Source organism: Nocardia sp. NPDC003963 (assembly GCF_053605105.1).
Genome location: NZ_JBSGIP010000002.1, coordinates 311,691 through 328,685 on the forward strand (window position 1 = coordinate 311,691; position 16,995 = coordinate 328,685).

General features: G+C 67.7%; 21 protein-coding genes. 5 read left to right on the plus strand and 16 right to left on the minus strand.

The annotated features are described in order from the left end of the window. Window positions 1–20 precede the first annotated feature (20 nt). The 4 genes from recA to ACWEWT_RS10045 form a co-directional block, all read right to left on the minus strand. A complete protein-coding gene (recA, locus tag ACWEWT_RS10030; protein WP_452557953.1) occupies window positions 21–1,058 on the minus strand; it encodes a recombinase RecA in 1,038 nt (345 codons plus the stop codon). Window positions 1,059–1,209: 151 nt separating this feature from the next. Continuing rightward, window positions 1,210–1,659 (minus strand): nuclear transport factor 2 family protein, encoded by a 450-nt coding sequence (locus ACWEWT_RS10035; protein ID WP_452557954.1) that lies wholly within the window; start codon window positions 1,657–1,659, stop codon window positions 1,210–1,212. Between the two features lie 14 nt (window positions 1,660–1,673). Then, on the minus strand, window positions 1,674–2,558 hold the full coding sequence (locus ACWEWT_RS10040) for a pyridoxamine 5'-phosphate oxidase family protein (RefSeq protein WP_452557955.1): 885 nt from the start codon (window positions 2,556–2,558) through the stop codon (window positions 1,674–1,676). Window positions 2,559–2,571: 13 nt separating this feature from the next. Continuing rightward, window positions 2,572–3,033 carry a VOC family protein gene (locus ACWEWT_RS10045; protein WP_452557956.1) on the minus strand — a complete coding sequence of 154 codons (462 nt, stop codon included), beginning with the start codon at window positions 3,031–3,033 and terminating at the stop codon, window positions 2,572–2,574. Window positions 3,034–3,184: 151 nt separating this feature from the next. On the opposite strand from ACWEWT_RS10045, the gene ACWEWT_RS10050 reads away from it, so the two are divergent. Next, the gene (locus ACWEWT_RS10050; RefSeq protein ID WP_452557957.1) at window positions 3,185–3,700 is read left to right on the plus strand and encodes a CGNR zinc finger domain-containing protein; all 516 of its coding nucleotides are present in this window, start codon (window positions 3,185–3,187) and stop codon (window positions 3,698–3,700) included. Window positions 3,701–3,722: 22 nt separating this feature from the next. Here the strand turns inward: ACWEWT_RS10050 and ACWEWT_RS10055 are convergent, their stop codons facing one another. The 9 genes from ACWEWT_RS10055 to pgsA form a co-directional block, all read right to left on the minus strand. Further along, window positions 3,723–3,917, minus strand: coding sequence for a DUF3046 domain-containing protein (locus tag ACWEWT_RS10055; RefSeq protein ID WP_452557958.1), 195 nt, complete (start codon window positions 3,915–3,917; stop codon window positions 3,723–3,725). 89 nt (window positions 3,918–4,006) lie between these two features. Then, entirely contained in the window at window positions 4,007–5,170 is a 1,164-nt protein-coding gene (locus ACWEWT_RS10060; protein ID WP_452557959.1) for a glycosyltransferase, read from the minus strand. Between the two features lie 77 nt (window positions 5,171–5,247). Further along, window positions 5,248–5,961: a PIG-L deacetylase family protein gene (locus tag ACWEWT_RS10065; protein WP_452557960.1), complete on the minus strand. Its 714-nt coding sequence runs from the start codon at window positions 5,959–5,961 to the stop codon at window positions 5,248–5,250. 96 nt (window positions 5,962–6,057) lie between these two features. Next, window positions 6,058–6,231: a hypothetical protein gene (locus ACWEWT_RS10070; RefSeq protein ID WP_452557961.1), complete on the minus strand. Its 174-nt coding sequence runs from the start codon at window positions 6,229–6,231 to the stop codon at window positions 6,058–6,060. Window positions 6,232–6,339: 108 nt separating this feature from the next. Next, window positions 6,340–7,287 (minus strand): phage shock envelope stress response protein PspM, encoded by a 948-nt coding sequence (gene pspM / locus ACWEWT_RS10075; protein ID WP_452557962.1) that lies wholly within the window; start codon window positions 7,285–7,287, stop codon window positions 6,340–6,342. 29 nt (window positions 7,288–7,316) lie between these two features. Continuing rightward, window positions 7,317–8,150 carry a phage shock protein PspA gene (gene pspA, locus ACWEWT_RS10080; RefSeq protein WP_452557963.1) on the minus strand — a complete coding sequence of 278 codons (834 nt, stop codon included), beginning with the start codon at window positions 8,148–8,150 and terminating at the stop codon, window positions 7,317–7,319. Window positions 8,151–8,374: 224 nt separating this feature from the next. Next, window positions 8,375–8,806: a helix-turn-helix domain-containing protein gene (locus tag ACWEWT_RS10085; protein ID WP_452557964.1), complete on the minus strand. Its 432-nt coding sequence runs from the start codon at window positions 8,804–8,806 to the stop codon at window positions 8,375–8,377. Window positions 8,807–8,931: 125 nt separating this feature from the next. Next, window positions 8,932–9,447, minus strand: a complete 516-nt coding sequence (locus tag ACWEWT_RS10090) for a CinA family protein (protein ID WP_452557965.1) — start codon at window positions 9,445–9,447, stop codon at window positions 8,932–8,934. Further along, window positions 9,444–10,076, minus strand: coding sequence for a CDP-diacylglycerol--glycerol-3-phosphate 3-phosphatidyltransferase (pgsA, locus tag ACWEWT_RS10095; protein WP_452558097.1), 633 nt, complete (start codon window positions 10,074–10,076; stop codon window positions 9,444–9,446). The genes ACWEWT_RS10090 and pgsA overlap by 4 nt, the downstream gene beginning before the upstream one ends. Before the next feature lie 131 nt (window positions 10,077–10,207). On the opposite strand from pgsA, the gene ACWEWT_RS10100 reads away from it, so the two are divergent. Both ACWEWT_RS10100 and ACWEWT_RS10105 read left to right on the plus strand, forming a co-directional pair. Beyond that, the gene (locus ACWEWT_RS10100) at window positions 10,208–10,759 is read left to right on the plus strand and encodes an amino-acid N-acetyltransferase (RefSeq protein ID WP_452557966.1); all 552 of its coding nucleotides are present in this window, start codon (window positions 10,208–10,210) and stop codon (window positions 10,757–10,759) included. A 75-nt stretch (window positions 10,760–10,834) separates the two neighbouring features. Continuing rightward, window positions 10,835–11,119 (plus strand): YciI family protein, encoded by a 285-nt coding sequence (locus ACWEWT_RS10105; RefSeq protein ID WP_452557967.1) that lies wholly within the window; start codon window positions 10,835–10,837, stop codon window positions 11,117–11,119. Between the two features lie 48 nt (window positions 11,120–11,167). On the opposite strand, the gene ACWEWT_RS10110 is transcribed toward ACWEWT_RS10105, so the two are convergent. The 3 genes from ACWEWT_RS10110 to ACWEWT_RS10120 form a co-directional block, all read right to left on the minus strand. Beyond that, a complete protein-coding gene (locus ACWEWT_RS10110) occupies window positions 11,168–12,172 on the minus strand; it encodes a TerC family protein (RefSeq protein WP_452557968.1) in 1,005 nt (334 codons plus the stop codon). A 127-nt stretch (window positions 12,173–12,299) separates the two neighbouring features. Next, window positions 12,300–14,933, minus strand: coding sequence for a DNA translocase FtsK (locus tag ACWEWT_RS10115; RefSeq protein WP_452557969.1), 2,634 nt, complete (start codon window positions 14,931–14,933; stop codon window positions 12,300–12,302). 227 nt (window positions 14,934–15,160) lie between these two features. After that, window positions 15,161–15,784, minus strand: a complete 624-nt coding sequence (locus ACWEWT_RS10120) for a TIGR03085 family metal-binding protein (RefSeq protein WP_452557970.1) — start codon at window positions 15,782–15,784, stop codon at window positions 15,161–15,163. Between the two features lie 124 nt (window positions 15,785–15,908). Between ACWEWT_RS10120 and ACWEWT_RS10125 the strand changes: the two genes are divergently transcribed. Both ACWEWT_RS10125 and ACWEWT_RS10130 read left to right on the plus strand, forming a co-directional pair. Continuing rightward, on the plus strand, window positions 15,909–16,304 hold the full coding sequence (locus tag ACWEWT_RS10125) for a DUF4189 domain-containing protein (protein WP_452557971.1): 396 nt from the start codon (window positions 15,909–15,911) through the stop codon (window positions 16,302–16,304). A 67-nt stretch (window positions 16,305–16,371) separates the two neighbouring features. Next, the gene (locus ACWEWT_RS10130) at window positions 16,372–16,932 is read left to right on the plus strand and encodes a hypothetical protein (protein ID WP_452557972.1); all 561 of its coding nucleotides are present in this window, start codon (window positions 16,372–16,374) and stop codon (window positions 16,930–16,932) included. The last annotated feature ends 63 nt before the right edge of the window (window positions 16,933–16,995 follow it).

Consider the following 16,995-nt stretch of genomic DNA (forward strand, 5'->3'; position numbering starts at 1 on the left):
CGGCCCGTTCGTCCATCGGATCAGAAATCGGCCGGGGTCTCTTCCGTCGCGGTCACATCCGCGCCGATACCCAGCTTTTCCTTGATCTTCTTCTCGACCTCGTCCCGGATATCGGTGTTCTCCAGGAGGAATTTCCGGGCGTTCTCCTTGCCCTGCCCGAGCTGATCACCTTCGTAGGTGTACCAGGAGCCGGATTTACGGATGAAACCGTGCTCCACACCCATATCGATCAGCGAACCCTCCTTGGAGATTCCGTGACCGTACAGAATATCGAATTCGGCCTGTTTGAACGGCGGCGAAACTTTGTTCTTCACGACCTTGACCCGGGTCCGGTTGCCCACCGCGTCGCTACCGTCCTTCAGCGTTTCGATACGGCGCACATCGAGCCGCACGGACGCGTAGAACTTGAGCGCCTTACCACCCGTGGTCGTTTCGGGAGAGCCGAACATGACGCCGATCTTCTCGCGCAGCTGGTTGATGAAGATGGCGGTGGTACCGGAGTTGTTCAGGGCACTGGTCATCTTGCGCAGGGCCTGGCTCATCAGGCGGGCCTGCAGGCCGACGTGACTGTCACCCATTTCGCCTTCGATCTCGGCGCGCGGCACCAGGGCGGCTACCGAGTCGATGACGATGATATCGATGGCGCCGGAGCGGACCAGCATATCGGCGATCTCCAGTGCCTGTTCACCGGTGTCCGGCTGCGAGACCAGCAGCGCGTCGGTATCGACGCCGAGTTTGGCGGCGTAATCGGGGTCGAGCGCGTGTTCGGCGTCGATGAAGGCGGCGACGCCCCCGGCGGCCTGCGCGTTGGCGACGGCGTGCAGCGCCACGGTGGTCTTACCGGAGGATTCCGGTCCGTAGACCTCCACGACCCGGCCGCGCGGCAGACCACCGATACCCAGTGCCACATCGAGCGCGATGGAACCGGTCGGGATCACCGATACCGGCTGCCGGGCCTCCTCGCCGAGGCGCATCACCGCCCCTTTACCGAAACTCTTCTCGACCTGCGCGAGTGCGAGTTCGAGCGCTTTGTCGCGGTCGTAGGCCTGTGGCGCCATCGTGACTCCCCTTTTCACCGGGTGGTAGGTAGGTGGTGTGGTTGGCGCCCACAGTAGAGGGCGGCACCGACAAGTTCCGGCATCAGCCTAGACGAACAGATGTTCGAGTCAAGCAACGGTTACGCGAGTCGTGGAAGTGCGCCGAGCCGGTTCACCACTGCGGGAGTTCGGTCGTATCCCCTTCCGGCCGAGGCCCGTGGATACGCCGCTGCGCCGCGACGATGGGCACATCGTTGATACTCGCCTCCCGACGCGCCATGAGACCGTCCGGCGCGAACTCCCACTGTTCGTTGCCGTAGCTGCGCCACCACTGCCCCGTCTCGTCGTGCCATTCGTATTGGAAGCGTACGGCGATCCGATCGCCCGACCAGGCCCACAATTCCTTACGCAGGGCGTAACCGTTCTCTTTCGCCCATTTTCGCGTCAGGAAGTCCACCACGGCCGGGCGGCCGGTGAAGTACTCGTCGCGGTTACGCCAGACCGTGTCGAGGGTGTAGGCGGCGGCCACCACCTCCGGATCCCGCGTGTTCCAGGCATTCTCGGCCACACGCACTTTGGCCGCGGCGCTCACGGCATCGAACGGGGGCAGGGGTGGTCGCATCCGAGCAACTCCTTTCACGGATTGACAGGTGACAGTTCGGGTGGGCTCCAGCGCAGCGGTCCCGCGGTACGTTCGGCCACCGCGTGCACAGTGAATTCGACACCGGCGGGGCCTGCGGCTGCCGGACCGTCCGCCCAGGACACTTCGGCCGTACCGGTGAGCTGGAGCAGACCGCCGGTGGCCCAGTCCGGGATCAGCACACCACAGCGGGGCTGCACCGCGAGGTTGCCGAGAGTCATGAACATCGAGTTGCCGCGATACTCCGGCCAGTACAGCCGGGTCGGCGAGCGCACCTGCAGGAACCCGGGATTGCCACCGCGGTGGGACGCGTCGGCCCGCCCCGCCGCATCCGTACTGCCCACGAAAACGGCATCGGCCGCGGCTATCGCGGCCTGCTGCCGGGCGTTCAGTTCGGCGCCCCGGCGAACCTCACCGCACGGCGGTGTCCGTACATCACCCGAGGTGATGTAGCGCCGCGAGATATATTTCGGGCAGTTCGAGTAGACCTGCTCCACGGTCATCCGCAACCGGTCACCGATGCGCCGGACGGTACCGTTGGCCCGCATCCGCCGTCGGCGCTCCGGTTCGATGGCGATGAGCCCGAGACGCCACGACCCGGCGGGCGGATACAGCGGATCTCCCGCTTCCGGTACCGCCGCGATCTCGAGGGTTCGTTCGTCGAGGGTCCGCACGAGGCCCGGCGTACCGGTCAATTGAGTGACCCACGGCCGCCCCGCTTCATCCGTCGCGGCGATCACGACCATCGGCTGCTCGGCCAGGAAGCGAGCCGCGGCGTCGGGAATCGTGGTGCGGATCGTCCGCCCCACCTTCTCGGCGATACCCGCCTGCCCGGCGCGGCGCTGGATCGCCAGCTCGCCCGGATGGAAGACACTCGTCACGCGATCGTCCCGCTCAGAAGAAACCACAGGTAGGCGCCGCGCCGCTCGGCGCCGGCGCGGATTCGGCTCCCGACGGCGCGAAGACCTCGAGCCGGATACCGTCCGGATCGGCGAAGAAGATACCGCCGGAACCCGCCCCCTCGCTGTGCGCGACCACACCGTCGTAGAAGAAGGTGACCGCGCGTTCGGTCAGCGCGGCCTCCACCTGTCGCACCTGATCGAGGGAGGAGACTCCGAACGAGAGGTGATGGAGACCGGGCCGGTCCACCGCGAATTCTCCCGCGCTCTGCTGCCACAGCGTGAGTACGAGCTCTCCGGCCGAACCCAGGAAGGCCCAGCGCCGATCGGCGTCGGCGCCGGTGGCGAGCACCTCGAAGCCCAGGATGTCGCGGTAGAAACGCACCGAGCGGTCCAGTTCCGCGATGTTCAAGCCGATATGCCCGGTGGTGAGCTGTGGTGCGACAGCGGTGGTCATGTTCCATCCTCCAGTTTCTAACTGTTCAACTCTTTTGAACAGTTAGAAACTAGCGTGATCGAACAGTCGTCGTCAACCGGTGAAATCTTTTTAGGCGGTTACACTGGACTCGGACACCCCGACCCGAACAAGGAGACCGTTACCCTCAGGCATGCTCGATCCACGCCCCCACCTCGGTGAACCGCCGGCCCTGGACCTGCTGAACACGCGGTGGATGGAGCATGGCCCACGTGACCTGCTCACCGATGTGGCGGGACTGCGGATCTGGCTGGCCTCGGCGGAACTGCCCGGTGCGACCGTCGCGGACGAACGCACGCTGGAGGCCGTGCTCACCGCCCGGACCGCGGTGTACGACACCGTTGTGCACGGCACCCGCGATGCGCTCAACGAGGTACTCGAGCACGGCCGGATCCGGCGCCACCTCACCCGAACCGGCCCGGCGGCGACACCCGAGGTCACCGATCCGGCATGGCTACCCGGTTGGCTGGCCGCCGACAATCTGCTGACGCTGCTGGCCGACGCCCCCGACCGCATCCGCCGCTGCGCCCACCCGGACTGTGTTCTGTTCTTCTACGACACGTCCAAGAACGGGACTCGCCGCTGGCATTCGATGGCCACCTGCGGCAACCGGGCCAAAGCGGCGCGGCACCACGCCCGCCGGGTGTGATCCGCCCGGCCGGCGAGCGGACTCACCACCGCGAACGCGGGACGTCGAACTCGGCACACAACGCACGCCACACCTCGCGAGGGTCGACACCTGCTTCGATGGCGGCGGCTCCGGTCCGGCCGCCGAGCGCGAGGATGGTGTGATCGCTGAGCAGCGTGTCGCCACGAGCCTCGCCGAATTCGGTGTGCATGAGTTCCTGGAATTCCGTCAACCGCACCGTGCACAAGTTACTCGCCCCGGAGCCGCGGCCGCGGCGCGGTCGGCGCGATCCGCTGCGGACCCGATCGACGCATCGCCGAGACGCGCTCAGGGTGTGCGTACCGAATCGAGCACCCGATGACAGATCCGCACCGGGTCGGCGACCTCGGTGGCCCCGGCGGCCGCGGTGCGCGCCGCCACGGTGAAACCCGGTTCGGCCAGCACACGCGACACCGCCTCGCGCACCGCCGCCGGAGTGAGCGGCCGGACCAGCAGCGAGGAACCCTGGCGCTGGGCACGATTGGCGAGCTCCCACTGATCACCGCCACCCGGCACGGTCACCACGGGCACTCCCGCCGACAGCGCCTTCGCCAGCAGGCCGTGCCCGCCACCACCGACCACGACAGCGGCACGGGTCAGCAGTTCGTCCTGCCGCCCCAGGCCGGCACTCGCCCACGGCGGTAGCGACCGCGGCGGTTCGTCGAGCATGGAGATCGCCACCCGGACTCCGGCCCCGTCCAGGGCCTCGAGCACGGTCTCCGCCATTCCCGCGACCCCGGTGTGCGCGGTGGACGGTGCCACGACCACGAGGGGGCCGTCTCCCGGCGGCAGGTCCAGCCGCCGCTCGGTGGGTTCCCACAGCAGCGGCCCGACCAGTTCGGCCTCCGCCGGCCAGTCCGGACGCGGGACCTCCAGCGCCGGCAGCGTCGCGACCAATCGCGCGGCCGGTCCCGGATCGGTCGCCGGCAGACCCACCCCGGCCCGGGCGGCCTCTCGTTGCCGCAGACCGCTGCGCACCGCACGCGCGGTGAACATCCGGAGTACCGAATCACGGGCACGCCCGCGCACGCCGGCGCCCGGCGCGAGCCCGCTCCCGATGGGCGGCAGCCCTTTCGACGGCAGATAGAGCGGATGCGGCGAGAGCTCGACCCACGGCACCCGCAGTCGCTCGGCGGCCAGACCGCCGCCCGCGGTGAGCACATCCGACACCACCAGTTCCGGCAGCATCGCACTCAGCTCGGGCAGGATCTCGGTCGAAATGTAGGCGGCCCGTTGATGGATCCGCGCCCCGGCGTCACCGTCGTCGTCGGTCGGCCTGGGCGCCAGCCCTTTCAGCCGCCGCACCCCGATACCGGCCGCCCGCGCGGCCTCGAACCAGCGGGGGCCGGTGAAGAGAACGGGATCGTCACCCGCGTCCCGGAACCGCAGGCACAACGCGATAGCGGGAAACGCATGACCCGGATCGGGACCGGCGACAACAGCCACTCGCATCGGGCCATGCTATCGGCGAGCCGGTGGGCACCCACTCGAGGCCCCGCGATTCCGAACCGCGACGCCGCGAACCGGCCTCACCCGGCGAAGGTGAACAGTTCGAAGCCCACGGCACGTTCGGCGTCGAACCCCGCCAGCGGTGCCGTCGTCATGGTGACCACCGCACGCACCTGTTCGGCCACCGGCTCCGGGCTCAGCACCTCCAGATAGCGGCGGTGTTCGGCCAGTGACGCCTCGGCCGCGGATACGGTGACGGTGACATCCACCGCATGGGTGGCGCCGCCCGGGACGGCCACCGCCGCCCAGCGAGCAGTCCACGGTGGCGCATCGGTGATCTCGGGGAATATCCATTCGTTGCCGGCATCGGAGACCGCGTCGAGGGCCGCCCGGCCGACAGCCCGGTGATCGGCGCTGTTGACGATCCCGGGTGCCCAGGTCGGCCCGAAATGGCCGAGCACCACCAGCTCCGGGCGGTGACGGCGGATGGCCGCGGCCAGATCGCGGCGCAGTGCGGGGTTCGCTTCGATCCGGCCGTCGGGATGGCCGAGGAACTCCACCTCGCCGACCCCGACGACAGCGGCCGAGGCACGTTCCTCCGCCTCCCGCAACGGTCCGGCCTCGGCCGGCGGGAGACCGGCGATTCCCGCCTCTCCGGAAGTCACCAGCACATACCTGACGTCCTTGCCCTGACCGGTCCAGCGGGCCACCGCGGCGGCGACCCCGTACTCGATATCGTCGGGGTGCGCGACGATCACCACCGCGCGCTGCCAGTCCTCCGGAAGGTGCTGCATGGCGCTATTCAAACATCGCCCCGCATCCGATGACACGGAAAACCGGATGACTCTCCAGGAGGAGGGCCATCCGGCACGAATCCGGGCGTGGGGTGGTCAGACCTTGGTGACCGAGTTGTCGTCCGAGCCGGCGATCGCCTTGTAGAGCAGATACAGCCCGAACACCACCGCGCTGATCACCAGGATCGGGAACAGTCCTTTGATCAATGCGCCGATCACCGCCAGCGCGATCCAGACGACGGCGACCACGCCGATGATCTTCCACAGCATTTTGTGCCTCCCAGCGGTTGTCTCCTGCTTCCAGCATGGCACCGCCCAGACGGGAAATCACGAGGTGAAGGGCGATATCCGGGGAAGATCAGGGTTGTCCCTGAGGGGTTAGCGACGCAATCGATACCCGGGCGACTCCGCCTCCGCCGGCGACTGCCACGGGACCTGTCCGGCAGTCGCCGGCGGCAGGTGACCGGGGGCGCGGTCGGCGAGTTCGGTGAGCGCCTGGGCCCAGCCGTCCATCCGGTCGGCAGCATGTCGCAGATCGGCGACGATACCGTCGAATTCGTAGCGGAGCGCACCTGTTTCGTCGACCGCCAGAACCCGGGTGGCCGCCGCGACCACCTGCTCGTATTCGACGACACCGCCGTCGAGCCGGACGACGATCGACTGGAGGGTTTCGCGGAGTCGGTGGACGTCGGCCGCATCGGTGATCTCGGCCGCGCCCCCGCTGAGGGTGCGGACCGCTCCCTCCATCGTGGCGATATCGGCGGCGAGTGCGGTGAGTGCCGCGGCACCGGAGCCGGCAGTGGCCACCAGATCTTCCAGCTCGTCGGCGGGCAGCCGCCGCGAACGCGCGATCTGACCGGCGACCTCGTGCAACGCTCGTTCGGCACGGGCCAGCCGCGCGATAGCGGGGCGCGCCGCGGATCGGGCGGCGGGGAGTTTGCGCGGGACGTACCCGGCCGGCGGGAGCGGGGCCCGCCGCAACCGCAGATAGCGGCGAGTGCTAACGGCGGCCCCGGTGACCAGGGCGACCGCGCCACCGCCGAGCACCACGACGGCCCAGGCGGGAGCGGACAGGATCACCAGCCCGACCGCTCCGGCGGTGGTGAGACCGGAGGCCGTGCCGAGACCGATACTGCGCCGCCGGGCCCGGCGGCGGCGCCGGAGTTCGCGTTCACGTGGATCGGCCCAGCGGCGGACGGCGACGAGCGCGTTCTCTCCGGCATCACGCAGAGTATCGGCGACGTAGGCTGCCTGCGGCTGCCATTCGGGCCAGGCACGGGCGAATTCCCGGGACCCGGTCGGGAATCGGGGCCTGTCAGACTTCATCGCTGTCCTCGCCGAACTCGGTGGAGCCGCTACTGCTGCGCGGTCTGGCCTTTGTCCATCTGTGGTTGTGGCTGTGCGGGTTCGGTCGCGGACTTACCGGCGTCGATCGCCGAATTGGTATTGCCGGCGGGCAGCGAATCGCCACGCATGGAGGCGCGGATCTGCTCGAGCCTGCTGTGCCCGGCCATCTGGACGCTGGCCTGCTGTACTTCGAGCATCCGCCCCTGGACGGTGTTCTGGGCGAGTTCGGCCGACCCGAGCGCGGTGGCGTAGCGGCGTTCGATCTTCTCCCGTACCGCGTCCAGGCTGGGCACACTACCGGGCGCGGACAGGGTACTGTCCATCTGCTGCAGGGAGGCGCTGACCTGCTCCTGCATCTTGGCCTGTTCGAGCTGGCTGAGCAGTTTGGTGCGCTCGGCGACCTTCTGCTGCAGCAGCATCGCGTTCTGTTCCACCGCCTTCTTCGCCTGCGCGGCGGCCTGCAGCGACTGGTCGTGCAGCACCTTCAGATCCTCGACAGACTGTTCGGCGGTGACCAGCTGCGCGGCGAACGCCTCGGCGGCATTGGTGTACTGGATCGCTTTCTCGGCATCACCCGCGGCATTGGCCTGGTCGGCGAGGACGACGGCCTGGCGGGCATTGGCGTTGAGCTTCTCGACCTCGTCGAGCTGCCGGTTCAGTTTCATCTCCAGCTGGCGCTGGTTGCCGATCACCGAGGCGGCCTGCTGGGACAGGGCCTGGTGCTGACGCTGAGCCTCTTCGATAGCCTGCTGAATCTGGACCTTCGGATCCGCGTGCTCCTCGATCTTGGAATCGAAGAGGGCCATCAGATATTTCCAGGCCTTCGTGAACGGATTAGCCATCGGTTGATCCCGCCTCCATCTGCTGTGCCGCCTGGGCGACTCGGAGTGCGCGACCGTCACGCACTCGATACATGCCTATCCTCCACCATGCGGTGCCGGGTACCGGCCACCGAACGACGCCGCGTCTCACCGAGAGCGGCCCGCGCCGGCGCATACCTACGAATCTATCCGCTCCCGTGCACCGCGCGCATTGTCACGATCGGGTATACCGCCGCTATAACCGGTCAGGCGGCTTCGACCAGGACCAACGGTCCGTTGACGGGTGCGGGGATGACAATCCTGGTATCGCCGTCCACCTGGGTCCGGGTACCGGACGCGGCCGATGCGGTCGCGACTGCCGCCGTCGAGGTGGCCGGCTCGGCGGGCTCCGGAACAGCGGCGGCCTCGGCCGGATCCCCGGCCGGGGCGGTGGTCACGGGCAGGTCCTCACCGGCGATCGTGGTACTCACATCCCAGAGCACCCGTGACAGCGGGACATCGAGCGCCTCGCAGATGGCGGCCAGCAGTTCGCTCGAGGCCTCCTTACGACCACGCTCGACTTCGGAGAGGTAGCCCAGGCTCACCCGCGCCGAGGTCGATACTTCGCGTAGGGTCCGGCTCTGGGCGAGGCGCGCACGCCGCAGACTGTCCCCGATCGCTTCTCGCAGCAGCGTCATCGAGTTCTCCTTCTCCCGGTAGGCTCTTCGCCCTCATATGCCGCAGCCCACGGCACGCACGCGGTTCTCTCCTGGCACAACGTCGGAACCGGCCCGATGGGTTCCCGGGCCGGTTGCGGAACTGCTCACCGGGTGGGTGAGCCGCCCCGCACACACCGCAGCAGTTCCTGTATCGCCGCCTGTGTCGCTGTGACCCTGATGTTCCACCGGTCGCCGGATAGTTTCAACCGCATCACTTCGGTATGGCCGGGCCCGGCGAGCCCGAGGAAGACGGTGCCGACCTCGATCCCGTCCTGTGGGTCGGGGCCGGCGACCCCGGTCAGGGCGATTCCCCAGTCGGCTCCGCAGCGGATTCGCGCACCGACCGCGAGCTGTTCGGCGGTACTCGCGGCCACCGGCCCCTCGCCTGCCAGCACCTGCTCGTCGACCCCGGCGAGACTGTGTTTGAGATCCGTCGCGTACACCACCAGCCCACCACGCAGCACCACGCTGGCGCCGGGCACCCCGGCGATCGTGGCCGATACGAGGCCCGCGGTGAGCGATTCGGCGGTGGCGACGGTCTGTCCGCAGGCCCCCAGCACGGCGACCAGTTCGCCGGCGACGCCGCCGGCGGTCAGTGGGCCGAGGTGCTCGGCTGTCATCCGCGGGTGCGGTGGGGTCCGGCCAGCCAGAGTCTGGCGGCCTGGCCGACGTAGTCCAGTCCCGTTACCACTGTCAGCACCAACGCGATCCACATCAGCGTCATTCCCGCGGTCGCGAAGCCTCCCGACAGCGGGAGCAGCAGCACACCGACGGCCACCGACTGGACGAGCGTTTTGAGTTTGCCGCCGCGACCGGCCGGGATGACTCCCCGGCGCACCACCACCAGACGCAGCAGAGTGACTCCGATCTCGCGTGCGCAGATGACGACGGTCATCCACCACGGCAGATCCCCCAGCAGTGAGAGGCCGATGAGCGCAGCGCCGATGAGCGCCTTGTCCGCGATGGGATCGGCGAGTTTTCCGAAATCCGTGACCAGACCGTATTTGCGGGCCAGCTGACCGTCGAATCGGTCGGTGACGGCGGCGAGTGCGAACAGTACGGTCGCGGTGATCCGCCAGCCGGTCTGGTGTCCGTCGCCGGCGAACAGGGCCAGTACGAACAGCGGTACCAGCGCGATCCGGATCATCGTGAGGATATTGGCGATGTTCAGCAGCGGGACCGCCGATTCGGCGGGCGCGGGCACGAGGTTGCCGCGCGGTGGCCCGGGCACAGTGAGACGCCGGTCCATCTCCTCGGGGTGCACGCTCATGGCCGCCTCTGCGCCACCGCGCCACGACAGACGCGCAGGGTCGAACGGGAGGGCGGAGTCTGCGGCACACACTCAGACTATCGGTAGCCCGGCCGACTACTGTGCACCCCATGACCTCACGGGGACCACTGAGTGGTTCGACCAGCGACGCGCCCGGTACGCAGACCGCCACCGTGCGGGTGCGTCGCGCCCGCACCTCCGATGTCCCGGCGATCAAATCGCTCGTCGATGTGTACGCAGGTCGCATTCTGCTGGAGAAGAACCTCGTCAACCTGTACGAATCCGTCCAGGAGTTCTGGGTGGCCGAACTCGGCGACCGGGTGGTGGGCTGCGGAGCGCTGCACGTGCTGTGGGCCGATCTCGGTGAGGTACGCACGGTGGCGGTACACCCGGAGGTCAAGGGTCACGGTGTGGGGAAACTCATTGTGGAACAGCTGGTCGATGTGGCCCGGGAGCTGGAACTGCACCGCCTGTTCGTGCTGACCTTCGAGGTCGATTTCTTCGCCCGGCACGGCTTCACGGAGATCGAGGGCACGCCGGTGACCGCGGAGGTGTACGCGGAGATGTGCCGGTCCTACGACACCGGTGTGGCGGAGTTCCTGGATCTGAGCTTTGTGAAACCGAACACGCTCGGCAATACCCGGATGCTGCTCACGCTGTGAGGTCACCGGGCCGCCGCTGATCACCATCCCGGTCGGGACGATTCCCCCGGACGGGCGCGCATTAGAGTCGACCGGGTGCCCATCTTCGCTGTTCACTACACCTATTCCGAAGCCACTGTGCCCGCTCGGGACACCCATCGACCGCGTCATCGCGCCTGGCTGACCGACCGGCTCACGGAGGGCGCACTGCTCAGCAGTGGCCCCTACCCGGACGGGTCGGGTGCGCTGCTGCTGTTCCGCGCGGCCGATGCCGCCGCATTGGACGAACTGCTGGCGCAGGACCCGTTCGCTCAGGAGAAGCTGATCGACGCGGTGCGAGCGGTCGAATGGCAGCCCGTTCTCGGAATATTGGCCGAGTGAACCGCGCCGTCCCGTCCGGGTACCGGCCCGGACGGGACGGCAACAGCACTACTCGCCGGGGCCGGCGGCCGATTTCGGCCGGGCCTGTCCGCGGGTGCGCAGCAGGCTGGCGACAGTCGCGACGACCAGGATGCCGAGGATCACCGAGAGCGATACCGCCGTGGAGATCTCCGGAACGCTCACATGTTCGCCGCCGTTGATGAACGGCAGATTGTTCTCGTGCAGCGCGTGCAGCACCAGCTTGACGCCGATGAAGGCCAGGATGGCCGCGAGACCGTAGGACAGGTAGACCAATCGGTCCAGCAGGCCGCCGATCAGGAAGAAGAGCTGGCGTAGCCCCATCAGCGCGAACGCGTTCGCGGTGAACACGATGTAGGGCTCCTCGGTGAGGCCGTAGATGGCCGGGATCGAGTCGAGCGCGAACAGTAGATCCGCGAATCCGATGGCCACCAGTGCCAGCAGCATCGGCGTGAGCGCGCGCCGGCCGTCGATCCGGGTGACCAGCTTGTCGCCGTCGTAGGTCTCGGTGGTCGGCACGAAGCGCTTGATGAGCGCGACGATCCGGCTGTCGCGTCGCTGTTCCTCTTCGACCTCGTGCCCGCTCTCCTTCAGGAGCTTGACCGCGGTGTAGACCAGGAAGAATCCGAACAGGTAGAAGACCCAGCTGAAGGCGCTGATGGCGGCGGCGCCCACCGCGATGAAGATACCGCGCATGACCAGGGCCACCACGATGCCGATGAGCAGCACCTTCTGCTGGTAGATCCGGGGCACCGCGAAGGTGGACATGATGATCAGGAAGATGAACAGGTTGTCCACCGAGAGCGCTTTCTCGGTGACGAAGCCGGCGTAGTACTCACCGGCGAAGGTACCGCCCCATTTCCAGGCGATCACCCCGCCGAAGGCCAGGGCCAGGCCGATGTACACCGCGGACCAGAAGCCGGATTCGCGGAAGGTCGGTTCGTGCGGGGTACGCACATGGGCGAAGAAGTCGAAGACGAACAACCCGAGGATCACCACGATGGTGATTCCCCAGACGAGAGCGGTTACCTGCATACGGCGATCCGTTCAGCGGTACGAGTCATGGCATCAATCATGCCCGATATGCCCGATTCACCCGACTTGCGGGGCGGTTGCCCGCTATCGTCGCATATCCCGACCGTACCGACCCGCAGCGCGCCGGTCATTCATCGTCCGGCTCCGGCGCCTCGTCATCGCCCCCACCGCGGATCGACCAGAGCAGCCCGTCCAGCTCGTCGGGTTTGATCAGCACATCGCGTGCCTTGGAACCTTCACTCGGCCCGACCACACCCCTGGTCTCCATCAGATCCATCAGCCGGCCCGCCTTGGCGAACCCGACCCGCAGCTTGCGTTGCAACATCGATGTGGATCCGAACTGGGAAGTGACCACCAGTTCCACCGCCTGCAGGAAGACATCGAGATCGTCGCCGATATCCGGATCGACATCTTTCTTCTCGCCGGCCTTGGCCGCGGTGACGCCCTCGGTGTACTCGGGTTCGGCCTGGTTCTTGGTGAACTCGACGACCCCGTGGATCTCCTCGTCGCTGATGAAGGCGCCCTGCAACCGGGTCGGTTTACCGGCGCCCATCGGCAGGAACAGACCGTCGCCCATACCGATGAGCTTCTCGGCACCGGGCTGGTCGAGGATGACACGCGAATCGGTGAGCGAGGAGGTCGCGAACGCCAGCCGGGACGGCACATTGGTCTTGATCAGACCGGTCACCACATCCACCGACGGCCGCTGGGTGGCCAGCACCAGATGGATACCCGCGGCCCGCGCCTTCTGCGTGATCCGGACGATGGCGTCCTCGACATCGCGCGGCGCGGTCATCATCAAATCGGCGAGTTCGTCGACAATGGCCAGGATGTAGGGGTAGGGCCGGTACACGCGTTCGCTGCCCAGCGGCGTGGTGATGGCGCCGGATTTCACCTTGCGGTTGAAATCGTCGATATGACGGACCTTGCTGGCCTGCATGTCCTGATACCGCTGCTCCATCTCCTCCACCAACCAGGCCAGCGCCGCGGCGGCCTTCTTCGGCTGGGTGATGATAGGGGTGATCAGATGCGGGATCCCCTCGTAGGGGGTCAGTTCCACCATCTTCGGGTCGATCAGAATCATCCGGACCTCGTCCGGGGTGGCCCGCTGCAACAGCGAGACCAGCATCGAGTTCACGAAACTCGATTTACCGGAACCCGTGGAACCCGCGACCAGCAGATGCGGCATCTTGGCAAGATTGGCCGAGACGAATTCGCCCTCGATATTCTTGCCGAGGCCGATGACCAGCGGATGGTGGTCGTTGCGGGTGGACGGCGCGGTGAGCACATCGGCGAGCCGGACCAGTTCCCGGTCGGCATTGGGCACCTCGATACCGACCGCGGACTTCCCGGGGATCGGCGCGAGCAGGCGAACGTTCTCGGTAGCCACGGCGTAGGCGATATTGCGGGTCAGCGCGGTGATCTTCTCGACTTTCACGCCCGGCCCGAGCTCCACCTCGTACCGGGTGACGGTCGGCCCCCGCACGAAACCGGTGACCGCAGCGTCGATCTTGAACTGCACCAGCACCTCGGTGATCGCCTCGATCATCGATTCGTTGGCGGCGCTCCGTTTCCGCGGCGGCTCGCCCTCGACGAGCAGGTTGATCGGCGGCAGGGTGTAGTCGCCCTCGATGACCCGATCGGCGACGAACTCCGGGTCCGGCAGCTGCGGCGGGGTCTGATCGACCACCGCGGGTGCGGCGGGTTTGCGCTTCTTGCGCTTCCCCGGTTGTTCGCCGTCCGGGGCGGCGGTGATCGGTTTGGCGTCCTGCAGTGGCGGTTCACCCGCACCACCGGCCGCCGGCCCGACGAATTCGTCGGCCGGGTAGTTCTCCGAAGAAGTACGGCTACGGCGGCGGGACCGGGTGGGAGCGCCCCCTTCGGCCTCGTACTCGTCGACCGGATCGTAGCCGTCCCGGTAGTCCGCCTCACCCTCGTAGCCGGGCGCGCCGAAGAACTCGCGCAACCGCTGCGGCGCCTCCCGCACCGTCGTCCCGGTCATCAGCAACACACCGAACACCATGGCCAGCAGCAGTATCGGCACCGAGAGCCAGGCAGTCAGACCATCGGTCACCGGACCACCGATGACGAGGCCCACGAACCCGGCCGCGTCGGCACGTCCGGCCGCGTCGGTGGGTCCGCCGTCGGCGATATGCCACAACCCGAGCAGCGGCAACCCGATCAGCAGACCACCCAGCACCAGCCGGGGCCGGATATCCGGACGGGGCTCGGTACGCATGAGTACCACCGCGATACCGGAGGCGACGAACGGCAGCAGCGCCGAAGCCGAACCGGTGACCGCGCGGATGACCGTGTCCACCGCACGTCCGATCGGCCCGCCCGCGGACAGCCAGACCGCCGCCGCGATCACGGCGCTGAGCGCGATCAATCCGAGCGCGGCCCCATCGCGCCGATGGCCGTGTTCGATCTCCCCCGCCCGGCTGATGGCCCGGGTGGTGGCGCCCAGCCCGCGGGCGGCCATGGTCCAGCCGCCACTCACCATCCGGCTGAACACCGCCAGCGGAGCCGTCTCGGAACGCCGGGCCGCGGCGGGCCGCCGGGTCGCCGCGCGGCGCGGACGGGCGCCGGCGGCCGGGCGCGCCGCCGCCTTACGTGTGGTTCTACGAGCCGGACCCTGGGCCGCGGCCGCGCCGGCCGCACCACGTGAATTGCCCGAACGAGAACGCGCCGCGGTGGTCCGCCCCCGAGCCGATCCCGCCCGCGTACCAGGTGTGGTCGTGCCGCGGGACTTACCTGCCATGGCCTCAGGCTAGCCGCAACAACCCCATCCGGACCATCCGCAACACTGGTTACCGCCGCCGCGACGGTGTGAAATGCCGGTCCGCGGCTGTGGGCGCGCCGGTCGCCGCGGGGTGATCGGCCTGGGCGATTCGCGCCCCGACCGCGGTCGATATCCGGAGGCTCCCCCAGCACGCGGGCCGGTGGTGTGCCGCGCTACCGCACCCCGATCCTTCCACTGCGGAGTGTTCAGATGGAACGGTCGAGTTCGAGTACCTGCCGGACCGCGCCCGGCTCACCGGACGATTCGATCCGGACCTGATCACGCCCGAAGGCGTGCAGCAGCAGTTCCGCCGGCTCCCCGATCAGGGTCACCGCGGGACCGGGCCCGTCCACGATCCGCACCGGCTCCCCGCCGGGGGTCGAGATCTCCACCGGTACCGGCGATTTCCGATACGCCAGCTTCCCCATCTTGCGCAGGGCCGACCAGAGCCGCCGCTGGTCCTCGGTGGGCAGTTCCCGCGGTTCCCAGCCCGGGCTCGCGCGCCGGACATCCTCGTGGTGGACGAACATTTCGCTCAGATTGGCGATCGCATCCACCGGGCGCAGCGGCGACCACCAGGGCGGGCCCGTACGTACCTGCTCCAGCAACTCGTCGAAATCGCGGCCGGCCGCCTTGTCCTGCACCTTCTGCAGATAGCCGGCGAAGGGGCGCAACATGATCCCCGGCGCGGCATCGGGACGTCGCTCCCGCACGACCAGGTGAGCCGCGAGGTCGCGCACGGTCCACGCACCGCATAGGGTAGGCGCGTCCGGGCCGGTGCCCTTCATCGTTTCGACCAATGCACGGCGTTCACGCTGAGCCATGTTCACACGATGAATCTAGCCGAGACCCAGCCATCGGGGAGGGAATGCGTTACCGATCCGGTTGCTCCGCGGCAGAGATGCTCTGTACTTTGTCATTCGGTCCATAAGGGTCGTGGATCGAAACGCACAGATGGGAACACCTTTGAAGAAGTTTCTCACCGTTGCCGCCGTTCTGGTGGCGACCATCGGTTCTATGTTCGTCGCTTCGGTGACGCCGGCGCACGCTCAATACAGCAGCTACTACGGCGCCATCGCGGTATCGCTGTCCACCGGTAACTACGGCTGGTCCTACGACTACGACAGCTACGCCGAAGCCGAGCAGGCCGCCGAGAGCAGCTGCGGCGCCGCCGACTGTGTCGCCAAGATCTCCTGGCGCAACGGTTGTGGCGCGCTGGCGGTTTCGGACAACTGGCTGAGCTACGGATCCGGCTCCACCCGGGCCGCGGCACGCTCGGAGGCGCTGGCCAACAACCCGGGCAATGCCAGCATCGAGCACTGGAACTGCACTTCCGGCTACGGCCTGTGAGTTCGTACCGTCCATCATTTCCGGCCGGCGCCGAACTCGCCGACAACTTCGTAGGGGAATCAGAACTGTGAAAATTCGACCGATCCGGGTCGCGGCCGCTGTAGCGATGGCCGCCGCCGCCCTCACCTTCACCGCGTGCTCGTCCACCGAGGACACCTCGACCGACGCCGCCGCCACCAGCACCGAGGCCGCCGCGGAATTCGAATCGGGTAAAACCCAGGACGGCCGCGAGGAAGGTAAGGCGCCGACCACCACGCCCGCGCCCAACCTGCCGAAGCCGACGGCCGAGGAACTCAACGACAAGATCAACCGGGCGCTCGACGGTTCGGTCAGCGAAGAAGAGAAGCTGGTCTGGATCGAGGACGCCGAACAGGATCCGCAGCTGGTCGACAAACTGGTCGAGGCGGCCAAGAAGAACGAAGTCACGGTCAAGATCACCAATGTCGGCGAACCCGTCGACGGCAAGGTGACCGCCGACGCCGATGTCAACATCGGTGGCAGCCCGGTCGAGAACGCGACCGTCGATTTCGTGGCCGAGGGCGATCAGTGGAAGATCGCGCACGGGTTCGCGTGCAATATCGTGAAATCCGCGCAGCTGGATTCTGCGGCCTGCCAGGAAGATTCCTGATCCGCGGGTAGTACACCGGGAACGAGAAACCGCCGGAGGGCTCAGCCCTCCGGCGGTTTCTTC

Excerpts from the sequence above, each read along its gene's own strand:
- recA (WP_452557953.1), bottom strand. The coding sequence starts at position 1,058 with ATGGCGCCACAGGCCTACGACCGCGACAAAGCGCTCGAACTCGCACTC.
- ACWEWT_RS10035 (WP_452557954.1), bottom strand. The coding sequence starts at position 1,659 with ATGCGACCACCCCTGCCCCCGTTCGATGCCGTGAGCGCCGCGGCCAAA.
- ACWEWT_RS10045 (WP_452557956.1), bottom strand. The coding sequence starts at position 3,033 with ATGACCACCGCTGTCGCACCACAGCTCACCACCGGGCATATCGGCTTG.
- ACWEWT_RS10050 (WP_452557957.1), top strand. The coding sequence starts at position 3,185 with ATGCTCGATCCACGCCCCCACCTCGGTGAACCGCCGGCCCTGGACCTG.
- ACWEWT_RS10060 (WP_452557959.1), bottom strand. The coding sequence starts at position 5,170 with ATGCGAGTGGCTGTTGTCGCCGGTCCCGATCCGGGTCATGCGTTTCCC.
- ACWEWT_RS10065 (WP_452557960.1), bottom strand. The coding sequence starts at position 5,961 with ATGCAGCACCTTCCGGAGGACTGGCAGCGCGCGGTGGTGATCGTCGCG.
- ACWEWT_RS10070 (WP_452557961.1), bottom strand. The coding sequence starts at position 6,231 with ATGCTGTGGAAGATCATCGGCGTGGTCGCCGTCGTCTGGATCGCGCTG.
- pspM (WP_452557962.1), bottom strand. The coding sequence starts at position 7,287 with ATGAAGTCTGACAGGCCCCGATTCCCGACCGGGTCCCGGGAATTCGCC.
- pspA (WP_452557963.1), bottom strand. The coding sequence starts at position 8,150 with ATGGCTAATCCGTTCACGAAGGCCTGGAAATATCTGATGGCCCTCTTC.
- ACWEWT_RS10085 (WP_452557964.1), bottom strand. The coding sequence starts at position 8,806 with ATGACGCTGCTGCGAGAAGCGATCGGGGACAGTCTGCGGCGTGCGCGC.
- ACWEWT_RS10090 (WP_452557965.1), bottom strand. The coding sequence starts at position 9,447 with ATGACAGCCGAGCACCTCGGCCCACTGACCGCCGGCGGCGTCGCCGGC.
- pgsA (WP_452558097.1), bottom strand. The coding sequence starts at position 10,076 with ATGGACCGGCGTCTCACTGTGCCCGGGCCACCGCGCGGCAACCTCGTG.
- ACWEWT_RS10100 (WP_452557966.1), top strand. The coding sequence starts at position 10,208 with ATGACCTCACGGGGACCACTGAGTGGTTCGACCAGCGACGCGCCCGGT.
- ACWEWT_RS10110 (WP_452557968.1), bottom strand. The coding sequence starts at position 12,172 with ATGCAGGTAACCGCTCTCGTCTGGGGAATCACCATCGTGGTGATCCTC.
- ACWEWT_RS10115 (WP_452557969.1), bottom strand. The coding sequence starts at position 14,933 with ATGGCAGGTAAGTCCCGCGGCACGACCACACCTGGTACGCGGGCGGGA.
- ACWEWT_RS10125 (WP_452557971.1), top strand. The coding sequence starts at position 15,909 with ATGGGAACACCTTTGAAGAAGTTTCTCACCGTTGCCGCCGTTCTGGTG.